The organism is Mycetohabitans sp. B46, from assembly GCF_037389205.1.
Taxonomy (GTDB): Bacteria; Pseudomonadota; Gammaproteobacteria; order Burkholderiales; family Burkholderiaceae; genus Mycetohabitans.
In genome coordinates this window covers 310,120-324,656 of the sequence record NZ_JADBGL010000001.1, presented here as the reverse complement: position 1 = coordinate 324,656, position 14,537 = coordinate 310,120, and the positions used below count along the sequence as shown (strand labels likewise).

Below are 14,537 nucleotides of genomic sequence, written 5' to 3'. Positions count from 1 at the left end.
CCTACTTACCTACCTACCTACCTACCTACCTACTTACCTACTTACCTACTTACCTACTTACCTACCTACCTACCTACTTACCTACCTACTTACCTACTTACCTACTTACCTACTTACCTACTTACCTACTTACCTACTTACCTACTTACCTACTTACCTACTTACCTACTTACCTACCTGCCTACCTGCCTACCTGCCTACCTGCCTACCTGCCTACCTGCCTACCTGCCTACCGACCGATCGATCGATCGATCGAATGGACCCATCTTGGCCTATTGTCCGGGATTTGTCCGCATATGGCGGCGAATTTATCGGTTACAAACGGCTTTCTTCTGTCCCCAAAAGCGTGAATTAAGGTTAGGATTGGTGGCCACGTTTGAACAGTAAGGGGCGCGCCGCACCGGCGAAGCTCCATGACACCTATGGCCAAGCACATTTCCGCCGATGGGCAAATGGCAGACGCAGCAGACTTTGGACCAGCGCAGGTCGATGGCACGGATGGCCGGATGCATGAGAACGATACCAGCGCGCCCGAGCCATCGCTATCGCCGGTCGGCATTGGTGCCCTCGCCCATGAAATCGGCTTGACGAGGGATACGTTGCGCGTCTGGGAGCGCCGATATGGTTTTCCGCGGCCGCTGCGCAACGCGGGAGGCGAGCGCCTGTATCCGGCCGAGCAGGTCCGCAAGCTGCGGCTCGTGAAGCAGTTGCTGGACGCCGGACATCGCCCAGGCAACGTGCTGCTGCATCCCGAGCCGGTTCTGCGTGCGATGGTGCGCCAGAGTGCGCCGGTGTCACCCCACGTGGACTTAGTACCGCTGCTCGAGCTGATCGACACTGAGCGTTGGACGGTGCTGCGCAATGAACTGATGTGGCGCCTGGTGCGCGTGGGCATCGAGCGCTTTATCGACGAAATCGCAATCCCGCTTGGCGCACGGGTGGGCCAGACGTCGATGGGCGGATCGTCGAGCGCCGCGCATGCGCCGGCGCTTGGACAGGTGCTGCAGGACGTTATCCGACGTGCGGTGCGGCTGCTCACGGATGGCGCGCACAGCGCGCGGGGCCGGCCCTGCGCATTGCTGGCGGCGGTCCCGGGCGCGGCGCATGATGTGCAACTGCCGATGATGGAAGTCTTGTTTGTGCTCGCTCGCTGCCGCTGCGCGGTGATGAGTGCTGGCGTATCGATCGATGAGATCGCCGACGCGGCGCGCGCCAGCGATATCGACATGGTCGTGTTGTCGATGGCGGCCGCACCGGACGCCGCGTCTGCCGCGCGTGCGGCCGACGAGCTGCAGACGCGACTGCCGCCGCAGGTGCAATTGTGGACCAGCGGCGGCAACGTCCCGCGCCGCCTCGCGCAACAGGGCGTCCAACACTTGGTGTCAATGACGCACATCGATGGCGCAGTCGCACAGTGGCGTCGACACCGCGTGCTATCATAATTGGCCTGGCTGGAACGCCGCACATAGGTGCCGTGTAACTGCCAAACACGATGGATAACAGATGCTGCGCGGCCGCATCACGGCAACGCGGATCCTCTCGAAAGACGCCGCCCGCTGCGGCATTTTTCCGCACCCGGGCGGGCCGTGCTCAACGTAAAATCTTGCGTTTGCCCGTCGGCCGGTCGAACTATGCGGCGCACGATATCGATGACGGGCGCGCACGCAGTCTACGCTTTTCAGGTTGATAGGGTGGCACCATGAACACCATGCTTTATCCGGAACTCTACCGCTCGCTCGAATCGGTTCGCTGGGATATGGAAAAGGACATCCCGTGGGACAAGTTCGATGGGTCGCTGCTGACTGACGAGCAGGCGAACACGATTAAGATGAACGCGATCACCGAGTGGTCCGCGTTGCCGGCAACGGAGATGTTCCTGCGCGATAACCATAGCGACAGTGACTTCTGCGCGTTTATGAGCGTTTGGTTCTTTGAAGAACAAAAGCATGCGCTGGTATTGATGGAATATCTGCGGCGCTTTCGCCCCGAGTTCGTGCCGACCGAGCAGGAGTTGCACGCGGTGCGCTTTCCGTTCGACCCGGCGCCGCCGCTGGAGACGCTGATGCTGCATTTCTGCGGCGAGATCCGGTTGAACCACTGGTATCGCCGTGCGGCCGAGTGGCATACGGAGCCGGTGATCAAGCACATCTACGAGACGATTTCACGCGACGAGGCGCGGCACGGCGGCGCCTACCTTCGGTATATGAAGAAGGCGCTGGCCACGGCCGGCGACTCCGCACGCGCCGCGTTTGCGAAGATTGGCGTGCTGATGGCGTCAGCCCGGCGTACCGAGAAGCCGCTGCACCCGACGAACCTGCACGTGAACCGGCAGTTGTTCCCGCGGGACACCGTGCAATCGCGACTGCCCGACCCGGAATGGCTCGAGCGCTGGCTGGACGAACAGATCCGATTCGACGACACGTGGGAAAAAAAGGTGATCGAGCGGATCCTGCACAACCTGTCGCTGCTGTTTGAGCGCACGTTCACGACGGCGCAGGAGTTGAACCGTTACCGCAAGGAGTTGACGGCGCGACTGCAGCGCGATACCGGCGTGGGCGGCACAGAACAGCCGGCGTAGACCGATGCCGGCTTCGTTCGAGCGCAAGATTGTCGAGTGGCAGACGCTGCTTGCGCGCCGGGCCTCGCTTGGCGCGCCGGTCGTGTTGACCAATGGTGTATTCGATATCCTGCATCGCGGGCATGTGACGTATCTGGACAACGCCCGCGCGTTGGGCGCATGCCTGGTGGTTGGCGTCAACAGCGACGCGTCGGTGCGGCAACTCGGCAAGGGCGACGATCGCCCGATCAATGCGCAAGCGGACCGCATGGCGTTGCTTGCCGCGCTGGAAAGCGTCGATTACGTCGTGATGTTCGACGAGTCGACGCCGGTCGAGTTGATTCGCGCGTTGCGCCCGGACATCCTGGTCAAGGGTGACGATTACGACATGGACAAGCTGCCGGAATCGGCACTGGTGCGCAGCTGGGGTGGTCGCGCGCTGGCAATTCCATTTGAGCACGACCGCTCGACGACGAAGCTGCTACAGCGCGTACGCGCCCGCTGATCACGCGGTTGAGCACGAAGGCGAACATCTTCGAATGTCGGACTGTCCCGCCGATCACTGGCTGTGACTGCACCCGTGACTGCGGCTGCGCCCGTGCCGGGTCAAGCGGCTGTACGTGCAGCGCATCCGAACGTACCTGGCTGCTCCGGTGAAACGGCTCCTGGGCTGCAGCCCAGGAGCGGGGCGAACGCGCCACCAAGCGTCACGAATCCGAGTGCCCGAGTGCATTCGTCACCCTCAATCCTGCCATCAATTAGCGCAGCATCTGCGATTCCCCGTGCAACCCACGTAGCATTTGCGATTCCCGTGCTTGCATAGGAAGGGTCGCTGTGTCAGACACCGTGCCTGAGCGCCGCCACCTCGTCCTGCGCAATTAGCGCGAGCCCAGACAGGATCAAATGATCGTGCCGCGTATGCGGCACGGTCAGCGCCGGCGCCAACGCGTCGGCCGCGCCACCGCCAAGCACCATGCGTACCGGCGCGCCGCCGAGTTCGGCACGCCATGTCAGGTAAGCATGTTCGATCAGGCCGGTTTGCGCGAGCGCGCATCCGGCGCACAGCGACGCGGACGTGTCAGTGCCGAACGTCAGTCCCGGCTTGCTGGCCAGCGCGGAGCGTGCGCCCGCCGGCGTCAGCGTCGGCAATTGCGCGGTATGCTCGCCGAGCGAGCGCATCATCAATGACCATCCCGGTGCAATCAAGCCGCCGACAAAGATGCCGTCGGCGCGCAGTGCCTCGATTGTCGTCGCCGTACCGAGCGTGACGATTAGCAGATGCTCACGCGGGTAGGCCGCCCGGGCCCCGATCATGCCGGCCCAGCGATCGGTGCCCAGTTGTGCCGGCTCGCCATATCCGTTTGTCACCCCGCACTGCGAGTGACGCGATACGATAGTCGTGCGCGCGATGCCGGGCCAGCGCGCATCGAGCATCGCTGACAGGCGCGCGGCGACGTGCTGGCCCGCAACGTTGGAGATCCAGATATCGGCTGGCGTCGGCAAGTCGTCCCACTGCAGTCCTGCCGCGCGTGCGGCGACGTCGCCCTGCGCGTCGTCCAGCGGGTTTTCGTGCGAGAACGCGCCGAGTTGCCGCAAACTGCCATCGGCGCGCACCAACGCCCATTTGGTGCGGCTGTTGCCCGCGTCGATCACCAGGCGGTGGCCGGCCGTGCCGGCAAGGTCAGGATCGATCATGGCGGCTTATGCGTCGTCGTTATGCGGCTGCTCACGCGCGCGTTCGGTGGCGGGCGGCCTGTCGGCGCCCAGGAGCGCGGCGACAGGGGCGTCGGGCTTGGGCTCGCCGTCGGTGGATAGTCCGGACGGCGACAGTCTAGATTGGGGCAGTTCGGAGGAAGACGTTCCCCCATTAGATTTGGCAGCCATCGGCAGTCTATCCGTGCGCGCACCGCAAACAGACGAACCGGGCGCCGGCCGCGCCGGCGCATCGACGCTTGCGGCCAGCCGCAGCGACACGTCGCCCGTGGCGATCGCCCGGATTGCTTGTGGCGTGCGTATCAGCAGTTGTCCTTGTTCGTCAACACCGTACGCGATGCCGCGTGCCATCTCGTCACCTTGCTCCAGGACTACGACTTCCTGGCCCATATACGCATGCTCGGCGACCCACGTGTTTCGGAACGGCTCGAAGCCATGCCGGCCGAAGCGCTCCAGCCCGACTGCCAGCGCATTGAGCACCGCGCCGAGCACGGGGGTGAGCGCAGCGTGCGGCCACGCGCGGGATAGTGCGCCAGGCACGGTCGGCAGCGTGGTGTGCAGCGTTTCATGCAACGACGCGATTTGCTGCGCTAACTCATCGGTGCTACTGACGTTCAGGCCCACGCCGATCACCAGCGCGGTGGCGTCGCGCGTACTCCATACGGTTTCCACGAGCACGCCAGCCAGCTTCGCGCCGTCCAACAGAATGTCGTTTGGCCACTTGAGCGAGAGCCGTCCGTTGTCATCCAGCGGCAGGGTGCGCAGCCCCTCCACGATCGTTGCGCCGAGCGCCAGACTCAGCCCGGCGAGTTGATTTGGCGCGCGCGGCATCCAGTAGCTAAGCGAGAACAGCAGCGCATTGCCCGGGGTGGCCAACCACGGCCGGCCACGCCGTCCTCGTCCCGCCGTTTGCGAATAGGCAACGCGCACGCTCGGCTCGAACGGCACGCCGCGTGCTTCCTTCAGCCGCGCGACGAGATCCGCGTTGGTCGAACCGGTCTCGTAGACCACCTCAAGCGTCCAGCACGAAGGCCGTGGGTCGAGCAACTTGAGGAGCCGCTCGCGTTCGATGCGGCGGGCCGCCGCCGGCCGCGGATCGCCGCCGGCGGCGGCCTTGCCCGGGATGCCGGGCGGATCAAGGGGGAAAGAATGATCGGACATCCTGCTATTGTAGCGAGGCCGTGCTGCGCCTTTCGATACAATGGCGCTACGTTGACCCTATGCCGTGCCCGCTTTGGATTTCGAGACGCCGCCGCTGCTCACTGTCGATGCCGTGAAAACGAGTCAGGACCGGTCCGCGTCGTCGGGTACGGCGATTCGCCTGGGCGGCCAATGGACCGCGTTCTCGCTGGCGCTGGACCAGCGGCGCGGTGGCATCGCGGCCAAGCTGCGCACGATGCGCGACGCGGCGGCCCGGGCCGACACGCTGTGGGACTTGTCGCCAATCCAGCGGCTGGACCATGTCGGCGCACAGGCGCTGTGGCAGATCTGGGGGCGGCGCTTGCCGTCCAGCCTCAGCCTGACCGATACGCAGCGCGAGATCTTCGAGCGGATCGCGCTGCTTGATGCAACGCGCGAGCCTGCTGAGCCGGCGGCGGCAATCGATCCCATCACGCGGCTTGGTCTCGCGGTGTTCGATTTCGCCGGGCACTTGCGCGACGGCATCGCACTGCTCGGTGGTCTGGTGATTGACTGCGGCAGATTGCTGCGCGACCCACGTCGGATCCCGTGGCGCGAGATTTGCGCGAACGTCTACGCGGCCGGCGCGCAGGCGCTGCCGATCACCGCGCTGGTTGCTTTCCTGATCGGCATCGTACTGTCGTATCTATCCGCGCAGCAACTGAGGTTGTTCGGCGCGAATGCATACATCGTCAACATCCTCGGGCTGTCGATTATCCGAGAGCTTGGCCCGGTGCTCGCGGCGATTCTCGTGGCCGGCCGCTCCGGCTCGGCGATCACCGCGCAATTGGGCATGATGCGCGTGACCGAGGAACTGGACGCGATGCGCGTCATGGGGATCTCCCATGGGCTGCGGTTGATTGTGCCGCGGGTGATCGCGTTGGGTGTTGCAATGCCGCTGCTCGTGATGTGGACCGACGCCATCGCGCTGACCGGTGGCATGCTGGCCGCACAACTGGTGCTCAATATTGATATGAGCTTTTTTATCCGTTCGTTGCCGAGCGCGGTGCCGGTGGCGAACCTGTACCTCGGCCTGGGCAAGGGCGTGGCGTTCGGCATGCTAATCGCGCTGGTTGGCTGCCACTTCGGCTTGCGCATTAAGCCCAATTCGCAAAGCTTGGGCGAAGGAACGACCACGTCGGTAGTGTCCTCCATCACGGTCGTGATGCTGGCCGACGCGGTGTTTGCGATCCTGTTCCAGCGGATCGGATTGTTGTGAGGCGCCGATGACCCAACCGCACGCGCTGACCTCGATGGCCCTCGCCCACGGTGCGCCGCCGGTGGCCGAGCCTGTCATCGAGGTAGCCGATCTGACCAAGCGCTATGGCCGCACGGTGATCCACGAGCATCTGGATCTGGACGTGCGGCGCGGCGAGATCGTATCGCTGGTCGGGGGCTCCGGCTCCGGCAAGACGACGCTGATCCGGCAGATTCTCGGCCTTGAGGCGCCCAGCTCAGGCACGATCCGCATCTTCGGCGAGGATACCGCGACGATGAGCGCGCGCGCGGCCCAATTGCTGCGCAACCGCTCGGGCATGTTATTCCAGCATGGCGCGCTGTTTTCCGCGATGACGGTATTCGATAACATCGCGCAGCCATTGCGCGAACTGGGCAAGATCCCGCCGGCGTTATTGTCGGATATCGTCATGCTGAAGCTCGAAATGGTCGGGCTGTCGGGCCGGCACGCGACCAAGATGCCGGCTGCGCTGTCCGGTGGGATGGTTAAGCGTGTGGGTATCGCGCGCGCGTTGGCGTTGGAGCCGGAGCTGCTGTTCCTGGATGAGCCGACTGCCGGCTTGGATCCTCAGGCGTCGGAGGAGTTCGTCGAGCTAATTGCGACGCTGCATCGCGCACTCGGCCTGACAGTGGTGATGGTCACGCACGACCTAGATACGATGGTGTCATTGTCCACGCGCGTGGCGGTGCTGGCTGATCGCAAGGTGATCGTCGCGGCGCCGCTCGAGCAGGTCGCCGGCGTCGATCACCCGTTCGTCCGCGAGTATTTTTTGGGCATGCGCGGCCGCCGCGCACTGCAGGCGCTGTCAGCGTCGCGCCGTGCCAAGCTGCCGGCGGCCGCGCTCGAGCCGATACCCGACGACGCATTGCTCGAAGTCGAGCACGCGGCCCGGCGCGGGCATCGCGGCGAGCATCGCCGACCGGGCGTCGGCGTTGAGGGAAGCTGAGATGGAAAACAAGTCACATGCATTCTGGGCCGGGCTCTTTACAATCGTGCTGCTGGTGGCGATCGCGCTGACAATCGCGTGGTTCAGCATGGATCGCACCGAGCGCGTCCCGTACGACCTGGTCGCCACGACGAATGTAACCGGTCTGCGCGCCGACGCGGCGGTGCGCTATCGCGGACTGGCGGTCGGCAAGGTGCAGAACATTCACTTCGACACGCACCGCCCCGGCCGGATCGTGATCCGGATCCTCGTGGACAAGCGCGTGCCGATGACCCACTCGAGCTTCGCGGCGCTCGGCTTGCAGGGCGTGACCGGGCTGGGCTTTATCCAACTGGATGATACCGGCGACGATCCGCACCCGCTGATCTCGTCCGACGAGAACGTTGCGCAGATCCCGATGCGGCCTGGCTTGTTCGACGACTTGCAGCGGCGTAGCGTGGCGCTGCTCAATCAGATGGAGACAATCGCAGTCAACCTGCAGCAGATGACCGACGAGCCGAACCGCCGGCAATACTTGGCCACCGTGCGCAGCATCCAAGATGCGGCCAGCGGCGTGGCCGCGCTTACGCAGCACCTTGAGCCAGTGACACGCAAGTTGCCGGACACGATCGATGAGTTGAACCGGACGATGGGCTCAGTCAACGTGCTGGCGACCAGCCTGTCCCATCCCAATGGGCCAGTCGCAGCCAATCTGAACCGGGTGGGCCAGGCGGCCGAGCAGGCGGGTGTGGCATTGGCGCAGTTTAATACGTCGATGCAGGAGCTGACCGCGCGAGTCGGCTACGAGACATTGCCCCGCGTGAATTCGCTAGCCGACGACGTCAGGCAGGCCATGCGGTCGGTCCACAGCGCGGCAGGCGCGATCAACGCGAATCCGCGTGCGCTGCTGTTCGGTGCACCGTCGCCCGAGCCGGGGCCAGGCGAGCCAGGCTTCTCGTGGTCGTGCGGCTCCCCGCGCTGACGCGCGCACGTTGCCGCCCTGCATGGCGGGCGTCTATTCGACGAGGATTATCGATGTCATCACGTATTATGAGTTTGCTTGCGGTGTTGCTGGGCGCGTTCATGTTCGGCGGATGCGAGACGGCCGGACACCACGCGTCGCCGGTGGCCCAGCGCTACGATCTCGGCGCGCCGGCCATTGCGGTGCGCGCCGGTGCTATGAGTCCGCACAGAGTGACACCTCGCGCCGGCGCCGCGGCGCCGGCGTTCGGTCCGTTTAAGCTGGTCGACATGGGCGCGCCGGCGAGCCTGGATTCGGACGGCATCGTCTACCGGCTCGCCTATGCGCACGCGCAGCAGCCGCGCACTTACGCGTCCAGCCGCTGGGTCGCGACGCCGGCACAGTTGCTGACCCAGCGTTTGCGCGCGCTGCTCGGCGCACGCGGCGCGGTCGTCTCGCCCGGCGACCCGGTGTCGGCACTGGTGTTGAAAGTCGAGTTACTAGACTTCGAGCAGATCTTCGACAAGCCCGGCGCAAGCCGCGGCGTCGTCGCGTTGCGTGCGACGTTGCTGCGGCGGGGCGGACAGTTCATGCAGGCGACGTTCTGCGCCGATGCGCCGGCGTCGTCCGCCGATGCGAGCGGCGGCGTGCGTGCTCTCGCGCAGGCCAGTGACGTTGCGCTGTCGCAACTGACTGACTGGCTGGCCAGTCAGCCGGCGCTCGCGCTGAGCGACAAGGCGCACGGCGTGCCGGCTGCTCCGTCGTTATAATCGACTGAGTGTCGATGGCGGGACTGCTTTCTAATGACTTCTTTTTATCAGCACCACGTTTTCTTCTGCTTGAATCAGCGCGATTCCGGCGACCGCCCGAGTTGCGCAAGCTGCGGTGCGCAAGCGATGCAAGAATACGCGAAACGGCGTATCAAGGCGCTGGGTTTGGCCGGCGAGGGCAGGGTGCGCATTAACAAGGCCGGGTGTCTGGACCGCTGCGAGCTGGGTCCCGTGCTGGTCGTGTATCCCGATGCGACGTGGTACACCTATGTTGACGAAGCGGATATCGACGAGATCATCGACTCGCATCTGGTCGGCGGCCGGATCGTCGAGCGCCTGCTGATCGACGATCCGCGCGGCGAAGTGTGACCGGATGAACGCGCAAACGGAAAAATCTCGGATCGACGGTCCGGTCGGCAAGATCGAGATTGCGATCGATCGTCCGGAGCCTGGCGGCGCGGGGAGCGCGCCACGCGGGCTAGCGTTGGTCGCGCATCCGCATCCGCTGTTCGGCGGCTCGTTGGACAATAAGGTCGCGCAGACGCTGGCGCGCACGTTGGTGCAACTCGGCTACGTAGCGGTGCGATCAAACTTTCGCGGCGTCGGTGCCACCGAAGGCGAGCATGATGATGGGCGCGGCGAGCAGGATGACCTGATTGCGGTGATCGACCACGCGCGCACGTTGCCGGGGCTGGCCGGTGCGCCGCTGGTGCTGGCGGGTTTCTCGTTCGGCACATTCGTGCTATCACACGTGGCGCGGCGGCTGCGCGAACGCGGTGACGCGATCGAGCGCATGGTATTCGTCGGAACCGCAGCGAGCCGCTGGCAGGTTGCCGACGTGCCGCTTGACACCCTCGTGATTCACGGTGAACTCGACGATACGGTGCCGATTGCGTCGGTCTACGACTGGGCGCGGCCGCAGGAGCTGCCGGTCGTGGTGATCCCGGGGGCCGAGCATTTTTTCCATCGCAAGCTGCATATCCTAAAGCGGGTGATCGCCGAGCGCTGGCGCGTATAATGGGTGCCGCGCCGCTGCCGCTGCCGCTGCCGCTGCACAGGCGGTTCGCGCATGACCCGTGCCGAGCCGTGCTGGTCCGCCGCGTGGACACGAACGCTTGGCTCGCTCGCCAGTCCAATCGGCTTGCGCCGCGGGCCGCCGTAGCGGGCCGCTTCCCGAACTCCCCCGTTTAACGTCGATTCGATTGCTATGCGTTTGACCTTTGTCCCAAGCGTTGCCGCCCGCGCGGCAACGCTCGCGTGCGTGCTGCCTGCCGCACTCGCCGCCTCCGCTCTCATCGTTCCCGCCGACGCGCTCGCACAAGTGCCGCCTCCGGCCGTCAATGCACGCTCTTGGGTGCTCGTCGATGCCAGCAGCGCGCAGACGCTTGCGTCAGCCAACGCCGACGAGCGGGTCGAGCCCGCGTCGCTGACCAAGTTGATGACCGCGTATCTGGTGTTCGATGCGTTAAAGACCAAGAAGATCTCGATGGACCAGACCGTGGTGCCGGGCGAGGCGGTGCGTCGCGTGTGCACGGATGAGTCGCGCATGTTTATCGAGGCGAACAAGCCGGTGACCGTGCACGACCTGGTGTACGGGATGATCGTGCAGTCGGGTAACGACGCGGCGATCGCGCTGGCCGAGCTTGTGGGCGGCAGCGAAGCGTACTTCGTGCAGATGATGAACGAGGCGGCGCGCAAGCTGGGCATGAAAAATACGCATTACGCCGACGTGAATGGCATGCCCAATCCCCAGCACTACACGAGCGCGGCCGATCTGGCCGTGCTGTCGGCGCACTTGATTCGCGACTACCCTGAATATTATTCGATCTTCGCGGTCAAGGATTTCACGTACAACAAGATCAAGCAGCCGAACCGCAACCGGCTGCTGTGGATCGACCCGACTGTGGACGGGCTCAAGACCGGCCATACGAAGGCGGCCGGCTACTGCCTGATCGCCACCGCGAAACGGCCGCTGCCGGGGGTGCCGGATGCGTCGCGCCGGCTGGTGAGCGTGATGATGGGCGAGCCTAAGGAGCACGATCGCACGCAGGACAGCCTGAAAATGCTGAACTACGGCTACACGGCGTATGAGACGCTGCGCCTATACAAGGCCAACCAGGTCATCGATTCGCCGCGCGTGTACAAGGGTCAGCAGAGCGCGGTACCGGTTGGCGTCAAGCGCGACCAGTACATCACGGTTCCAAAGGGGGTGGGCGACAAGATCAAGCCGGTGCTCGAGCGCCATGATCCGCTGGTCGGCCCGATCGCCGACGGGCAGGTGGTGGGCACGGTGAAGGTCGTCGCCGACGGCAAGGTACTGACACAGTTCCCGGCTGTGGCGCTGCAGGCCGTGCCGCAAGCCGGCATCTTCGGGCGTCTGTGGGACTCGTCGCTGCTGATGCTGGCCAACAAGAAGTAAGCTGAGGGTCGGGTGATCGGCCGCCGAGGCCGGCGCGTCCCGCGTGGGTGCGCTACATGAAACCGAGGATCGAGGGAACGCTATCATGATCGAAGGAAGGCTGTCATGAACTCATCCAACGAATCGCTGCTACAGTTTCCGTGCGACTTCCCGATCAAGGTGATGGGCAAGGCGCACCCGCAGTTCCAGCAGGCCATCGTCGAGGTGGTGCGGCAATTCGATATCGAATTCGACGACAGCCGGGTTCAGAGCCGGCCGTCCAACGGCGGTAACTACGTCGGCCTTACGGTGACGGTGCGTGCGACCAGCCGGGCGCAACTCGATGACCTCTACCGTGCGCTGACCGGGCACCCGATGGTGAAGGTCGTGCTATGACGACCGGCGAGCGTCGTGCGCGGATAATCGCCGCGCGTGGTGCGTCGCCGCCATGCAGCGCGTCGCCCCGTGCAGCCGTCGCGCGGCTGCACGGGGCGTGTCGCGTGGCACGGCTGTAGCGCCTACGCGGCGGCCGTGGAAATGGGTACGCCGCTCGGGCATTGCGCGTACAGGGCGCGAAAGCGCCCGGCCTCCTCGCGCAGCCATTCAAGCAACACTGTGACCCGGCGTGTCTCCAGCAGCGGTGGTGGACAGACGAACCAATACGTCCCCGGGCTGGGGCCGTCTATGTCGAATAGCCGCACGAGCCGGCCGTTGATCACCTCTTGCATCGCGAGCGAGCGGCGCACCAACGCAATGCCCTGGCCCTCCAGCGCGGCTTGCAGCAGCATCGACGAGTCCTGGTATAGTACCCCGCGCCGCGGCTCGCTCCAGCCGCTCAGACCCGCTGCTTGGAACCATGGGCCCCACATTTCGTCGTCGCTGCGCAGCAGTGTCAAGCCGGCCAGGTCGGCTGGCGTTTTGGGCAGCCGGCCGCCGTTGAAGTCGGGCGTGCATACCGGGAAAAATACCTCATCGAGCAACGGCTCGACGAACAACCCCGGATAGTTGCCGCCGCCAAAGCGCAGCGCAACGTCAACATCGTCGCGGTTGAAGTGCGTAATCGCGTTGGTGGACAACAGCTCGACATCGATTTCCGGGTGCCGTTCGATGAAACGTCCGATCCGCGGTGTCATCCAGCGGGCGGCAAACGGCGGCAGCACGCTGATCACAAGCCGGCGTTCCCGGTCACCGGCGCGAACCGCATCGGTGGCTGCGGCAATGTCGAACAGTGCGGCGCGCACCTGGGCCGCATAGCGGCGCCCGCAGCCGGTCAACGCGATCCGCTTGCCATCACGCTTGAACAGCGGCATGCCGAGTTCGGCCTCCAGCGCACGGATTTGGTGACTGATCGCGCTGTGCGTCACGAACAGCTCCTGGGCGGCGCGCGAAAAGCTCTCTAGCCGGGCTGCGGCTTCGAAAGCTTTCAACGTGCCTAGGTTGGGCAAGTGACGCAAGTCCATGGCGCTTCCCCCGGTGCGTGGCGTGCGTCGCGGTGCCGCGGCGCTTGTTAATTATGCTCACAAGACGGCGAAAAAACATCGTTTTGCGCCGTGGCCGGCCATCGCTACGATTTTAGTTGTTCTGGCGCATTCCGGGCGTGGGCAGGAGCGTACGATGAAACCCCGTTATTCAAGCATCACGTTCGAGGTTCAACCCGGGCAGACTGTGCCGTTGCGCGTGAGCCGGGGCGTGGCGCTCACCATCGAAGGCGAGCGCGTTTGGATCACCCGCAGCGCGGACGAGCACGACTATTGGGTGGCCCCGGGCGAATCGCTGTCGCTGCGGCCCGGCGAGTTGATGTGGCTCGGCACCGAAGGCACGCGCACCGCGCGGGTGACCGTGGCCCTGCGCCTTCACTATACCCAACGTATTGCGTTATGGTGGTCGCGACGGCTGTCCGCTAGCCGGCTCGGCTGGCATACCGGATGGTTATCAGTCTGAGATACCGGATGGCTGTGCGTTTGATCGTCACCGGGACGGGCGGGTCCGCTTTTCGGTAAACTGACGGGATCATGCCCGCGCCGTCATTTAAATCTAGCACTGAGCCTGTCGCGTTCGCGGCGATGTCTAACGACGTCGCCGTGCGCTGGCGTGGCCTCGAGCCCTACGAAGCGAGCTTCGACGCGATGCGCGCGTTCACTGCCGCACGCACGCCGATCACTACGGATGAAATCTGGCTGGTCGAGCACCCACCGGTCTACACGCTGGGCCAAGCCGGCGATCCGGCCCATCTGCTGGCCGCGCATAGCGGTATCGCGCTGGTCCAGGTCGATCGCGGCGGGCAGATCACCTACCACGGGCCGGGCCAGGTCGTCGCGTACTTGCTGATTGACTTGCGGCGCCGCCGGCTATGGGTGCGTGACCTAGTGACGCGCATCGAGCAGGCGGTGATCGACACGCTGGCAGCGTATAATCTAGTCGGTGAGCGTCGGGCCGGCGCACCGGGCATCTATGTCGCCGCGGGTTCCGCCGTGCATCGCCATGCCGGTGCGAAGATCGCAGCGCTTGGCCTGAAAATCCGCAATGGCTGTTCGTACCATGGCGTGAGTCTTAACGTACGGATGGATCTGCAGCCGTTTCGCGACATCAACCCATGTGGCTACGTCGGTCTTGAAACAATCGACATGGCTTCGCTCGGCGTGTCGGCGCATTGGCACAACGTGGCGCAAACACTCGCCGAGCGGCTGACTGGCAACCTGCCGCCGATCGCCGTTGCCGCATCGCCCGATGCGGCACGCGAAAGGGGCAACTCCGTGGTCGGCTGAGCAGGATGCGGCCGCCACTGCACTGGATTTCG

Annotated in this window: 15 protein-coding genes and 1 pseudogene; 13 read left to right on the top strand and 3 right to left on the bottom strand. The window is 64.7% G+C overall.

Annotated features, from left to right (window positions below):
• The first annotated feature begins 422 nt into the window (after nucleotides 1-422).
• The 3 genes from IHE30_RS01575 (at nucleotide 423) to rfaE2 (ending at nucleotide 3,062) form a co-directional block, all read left to right on the top strand.
• Entirely contained in the window at nucleotides 423-1,442 is a 1,020-nt protein-coding gene (locus IHE30_RS01575; RefSeq protein ID WP_337688263.1) for a MerR family transcriptional regulator, read from the top strand.
• Nucleotides 1,443-1,699: 257 nt separating this feature from the next.
• Nucleotides 1,700-2,578 carry a ferritin-like domain-containing protein gene (locus IHE30_RS01570; protein ID WP_337688262.1) on the top strand — a complete coding sequence of 293 codons (879 nt, stop codon included), beginning with the start codon at nucleotides 1,700-1,702 and terminating at the stop codon, nucleotides 2,576-2,578.
• 4 nt (nucleotides 2,579-2,582) lie between these two features.
• Entirely contained in the window at nucleotides 2,583-3,062 is a 480-nt protein-coding gene (rfaE2, locus tag IHE30_RS01565; protein WP_337688260.1) for a D-glycero-beta-D-manno-heptose 1-phosphate adenylyltransferase, read from the top strand.
• A gap of 332 nt (nucleotides 3,063-3,394) precedes the next feature.
• Here the strand turns inward: rfaE2 and IHE30_RS01560 are convergent, their stop codons facing one another.
• Both IHE30_RS01560 and IHE30_RS01555 read right to left on the bottom strand, forming a co-directional pair.
• Nucleotides 3,395-4,252: a type III pantothenate kinase gene (locus IHE30_RS01560; RefSeq protein ID WP_337688258.1), complete on the bottom strand. Its 858-nt coding sequence runs from the start codon at nucleotides 4,250-4,252 to the stop codon at nucleotides 3,395-3,397.
• A 261-nt stretch (nucleotides 4,253-4,513) separates the two neighbouring features.
• Nucleotides 4,514-5,431: pseudogene (locus IHE30_RS01555) on the bottom strand (biotin--[acetyl-CoA-carboxylase] ligase); the annotation flags it as partial.
• A gap of 73 nt (nucleotides 5,432-5,504) precedes the next feature.
• On the opposite strand from IHE30_RS01555, the gene IHE30_RS01550 reads away from it, so the two are divergent.
• The 8 genes from IHE30_RS01550 to IHE30_RS01515 all read left to right on the top strand — a co-directional run bounded on the left by IHE30_RS01550 (nucleotide 5,505) and on the right by IHE30_RS01515 (nucleotide 12,136).
• Nucleotides 5,505-6,668 carry an MlaE family ABC transporter permease gene (locus IHE30_RS01550; protein WP_337688396.1) on the top strand — a complete coding sequence of 388 codons (1,164 nt, stop codon included), beginning with the start codon at nucleotides 5,505-5,507 and terminating at the stop codon, nucleotides 6,666-6,668.
• Nucleotides 6,669-6,675: 7 nt separating this feature from the next.
• Nucleotides 6,676-7,632, top strand: coding sequence for an ABC transporter ATP-binding protein (locus IHE30_RS01545; RefSeq protein WP_443193568.1), 957 nt, complete (start codon nucleotides 6,676-6,678; stop codon nucleotides 7,630-7,632).
• A 1-nt stretch (nucleotide 7,633) separates the two neighbouring features.
• The gene (locus IHE30_RS01540; protein WP_337688254.1) at nucleotides 7,634-8,593 is read left to right on the top strand and encodes an MlaD family protein; all 960 of its coding nucleotides are present in this window, start codon (nucleotides 7,634-7,636) and stop codon (nucleotides 8,591-8,593) included.
• A 53-nt stretch (nucleotides 8,594-8,646) separates the two neighbouring features.
• Complete coding sequence (locus tag IHE30_RS01535; protein ID WP_337688253.1) at nucleotides 8,647-9,342, top strand: ABC-type transport auxiliary lipoprotein family protein; 696 nt, start codon at nucleotides 8,647-8,649, stop codon at nucleotides 9,340-9,342.
• A gap of 33 nt (nucleotides 9,343-9,375) precedes the next feature.
• Nucleotides 9,376-9,711 (top strand): (2Fe-2S) ferredoxin domain-containing protein, encoded by a 336-nt coding sequence (locus tag IHE30_RS01530; RefSeq protein ID WP_337688252.1) that lies wholly within the window; start codon nucleotides 9,376-9,378, stop codon nucleotides 9,709-9,711.
• 4 nt (nucleotides 9,712-9,715) lie between these two features.
• Entirely contained in the window at nucleotides 9,716-10,360 is a 645-nt protein-coding gene (locus IHE30_RS01525) for an alpha/beta hydrolase (protein ID WP_337688250.1), read from the top strand.
• Nucleotides 10,361-10,549: 189 nt separating this feature from the next.
• Entirely contained in the window at nucleotides 10,550-11,761 is a 1,212-nt protein-coding gene (locus tag IHE30_RS01520; protein WP_337688249.1) for a D-alanyl-D-alanine carboxypeptidase family protein, read from the top strand.
• A 105-nt stretch (nucleotides 11,762-11,866) separates the two neighbouring features.
• Nucleotides 11,867-12,136: an HP0495 family protein gene (locus IHE30_RS01515; RefSeq protein WP_337688247.1), complete on the top strand. Its 270-nt coding sequence runs from the start codon at nucleotides 11,867-11,869 to the stop codon at nucleotides 12,134-12,136.
• Nucleotides 12,137-12,258: 122 nt separating this feature from the next.
• Here the strand turns inward: IHE30_RS01515 and IHE30_RS01510 are convergent, their stop codons facing one another.
• Nucleotides 12,259-13,200, bottom strand: coding sequence for a transcriptional regulator GcvA (locus tag IHE30_RS01510; RefSeq protein ID WP_337688245.1), 942 nt, complete (start codon nucleotides 13,198-13,200; stop codon nucleotides 12,259-12,261).
• Nucleotides 13,201-13,354: 154 nt separating this feature from the next.
• Here IHE30_RS01510 and IHE30_RS01505 point away from each other — a divergent pair, with 154 nt between their 5' ends.
• Nucleotides 13,355-13,681 carry a DUF2917 domain-containing protein gene (locus IHE30_RS01505; protein ID WP_337688244.1) on the top strand — a complete coding sequence of 109 codons (327 nt, stop codon included), beginning with the start codon at nucleotides 13,355-13,357 and terminating at the stop codon, nucleotides 13,679-13,681.
• Nucleotides 13,682-13,803: 122 nt separating this feature from the next.
• Entirely contained in the window at nucleotides 13,804-14,505 is a 702-nt protein-coding gene (gene lipB / locus IHE30_RS01500) for a lipoyl(octanoyl) transferase LipB (protein ID WP_337688243.1), read from the top strand.
• Nucleotides 14,506-14,537 lie beyond the last annotated feature (32 nt).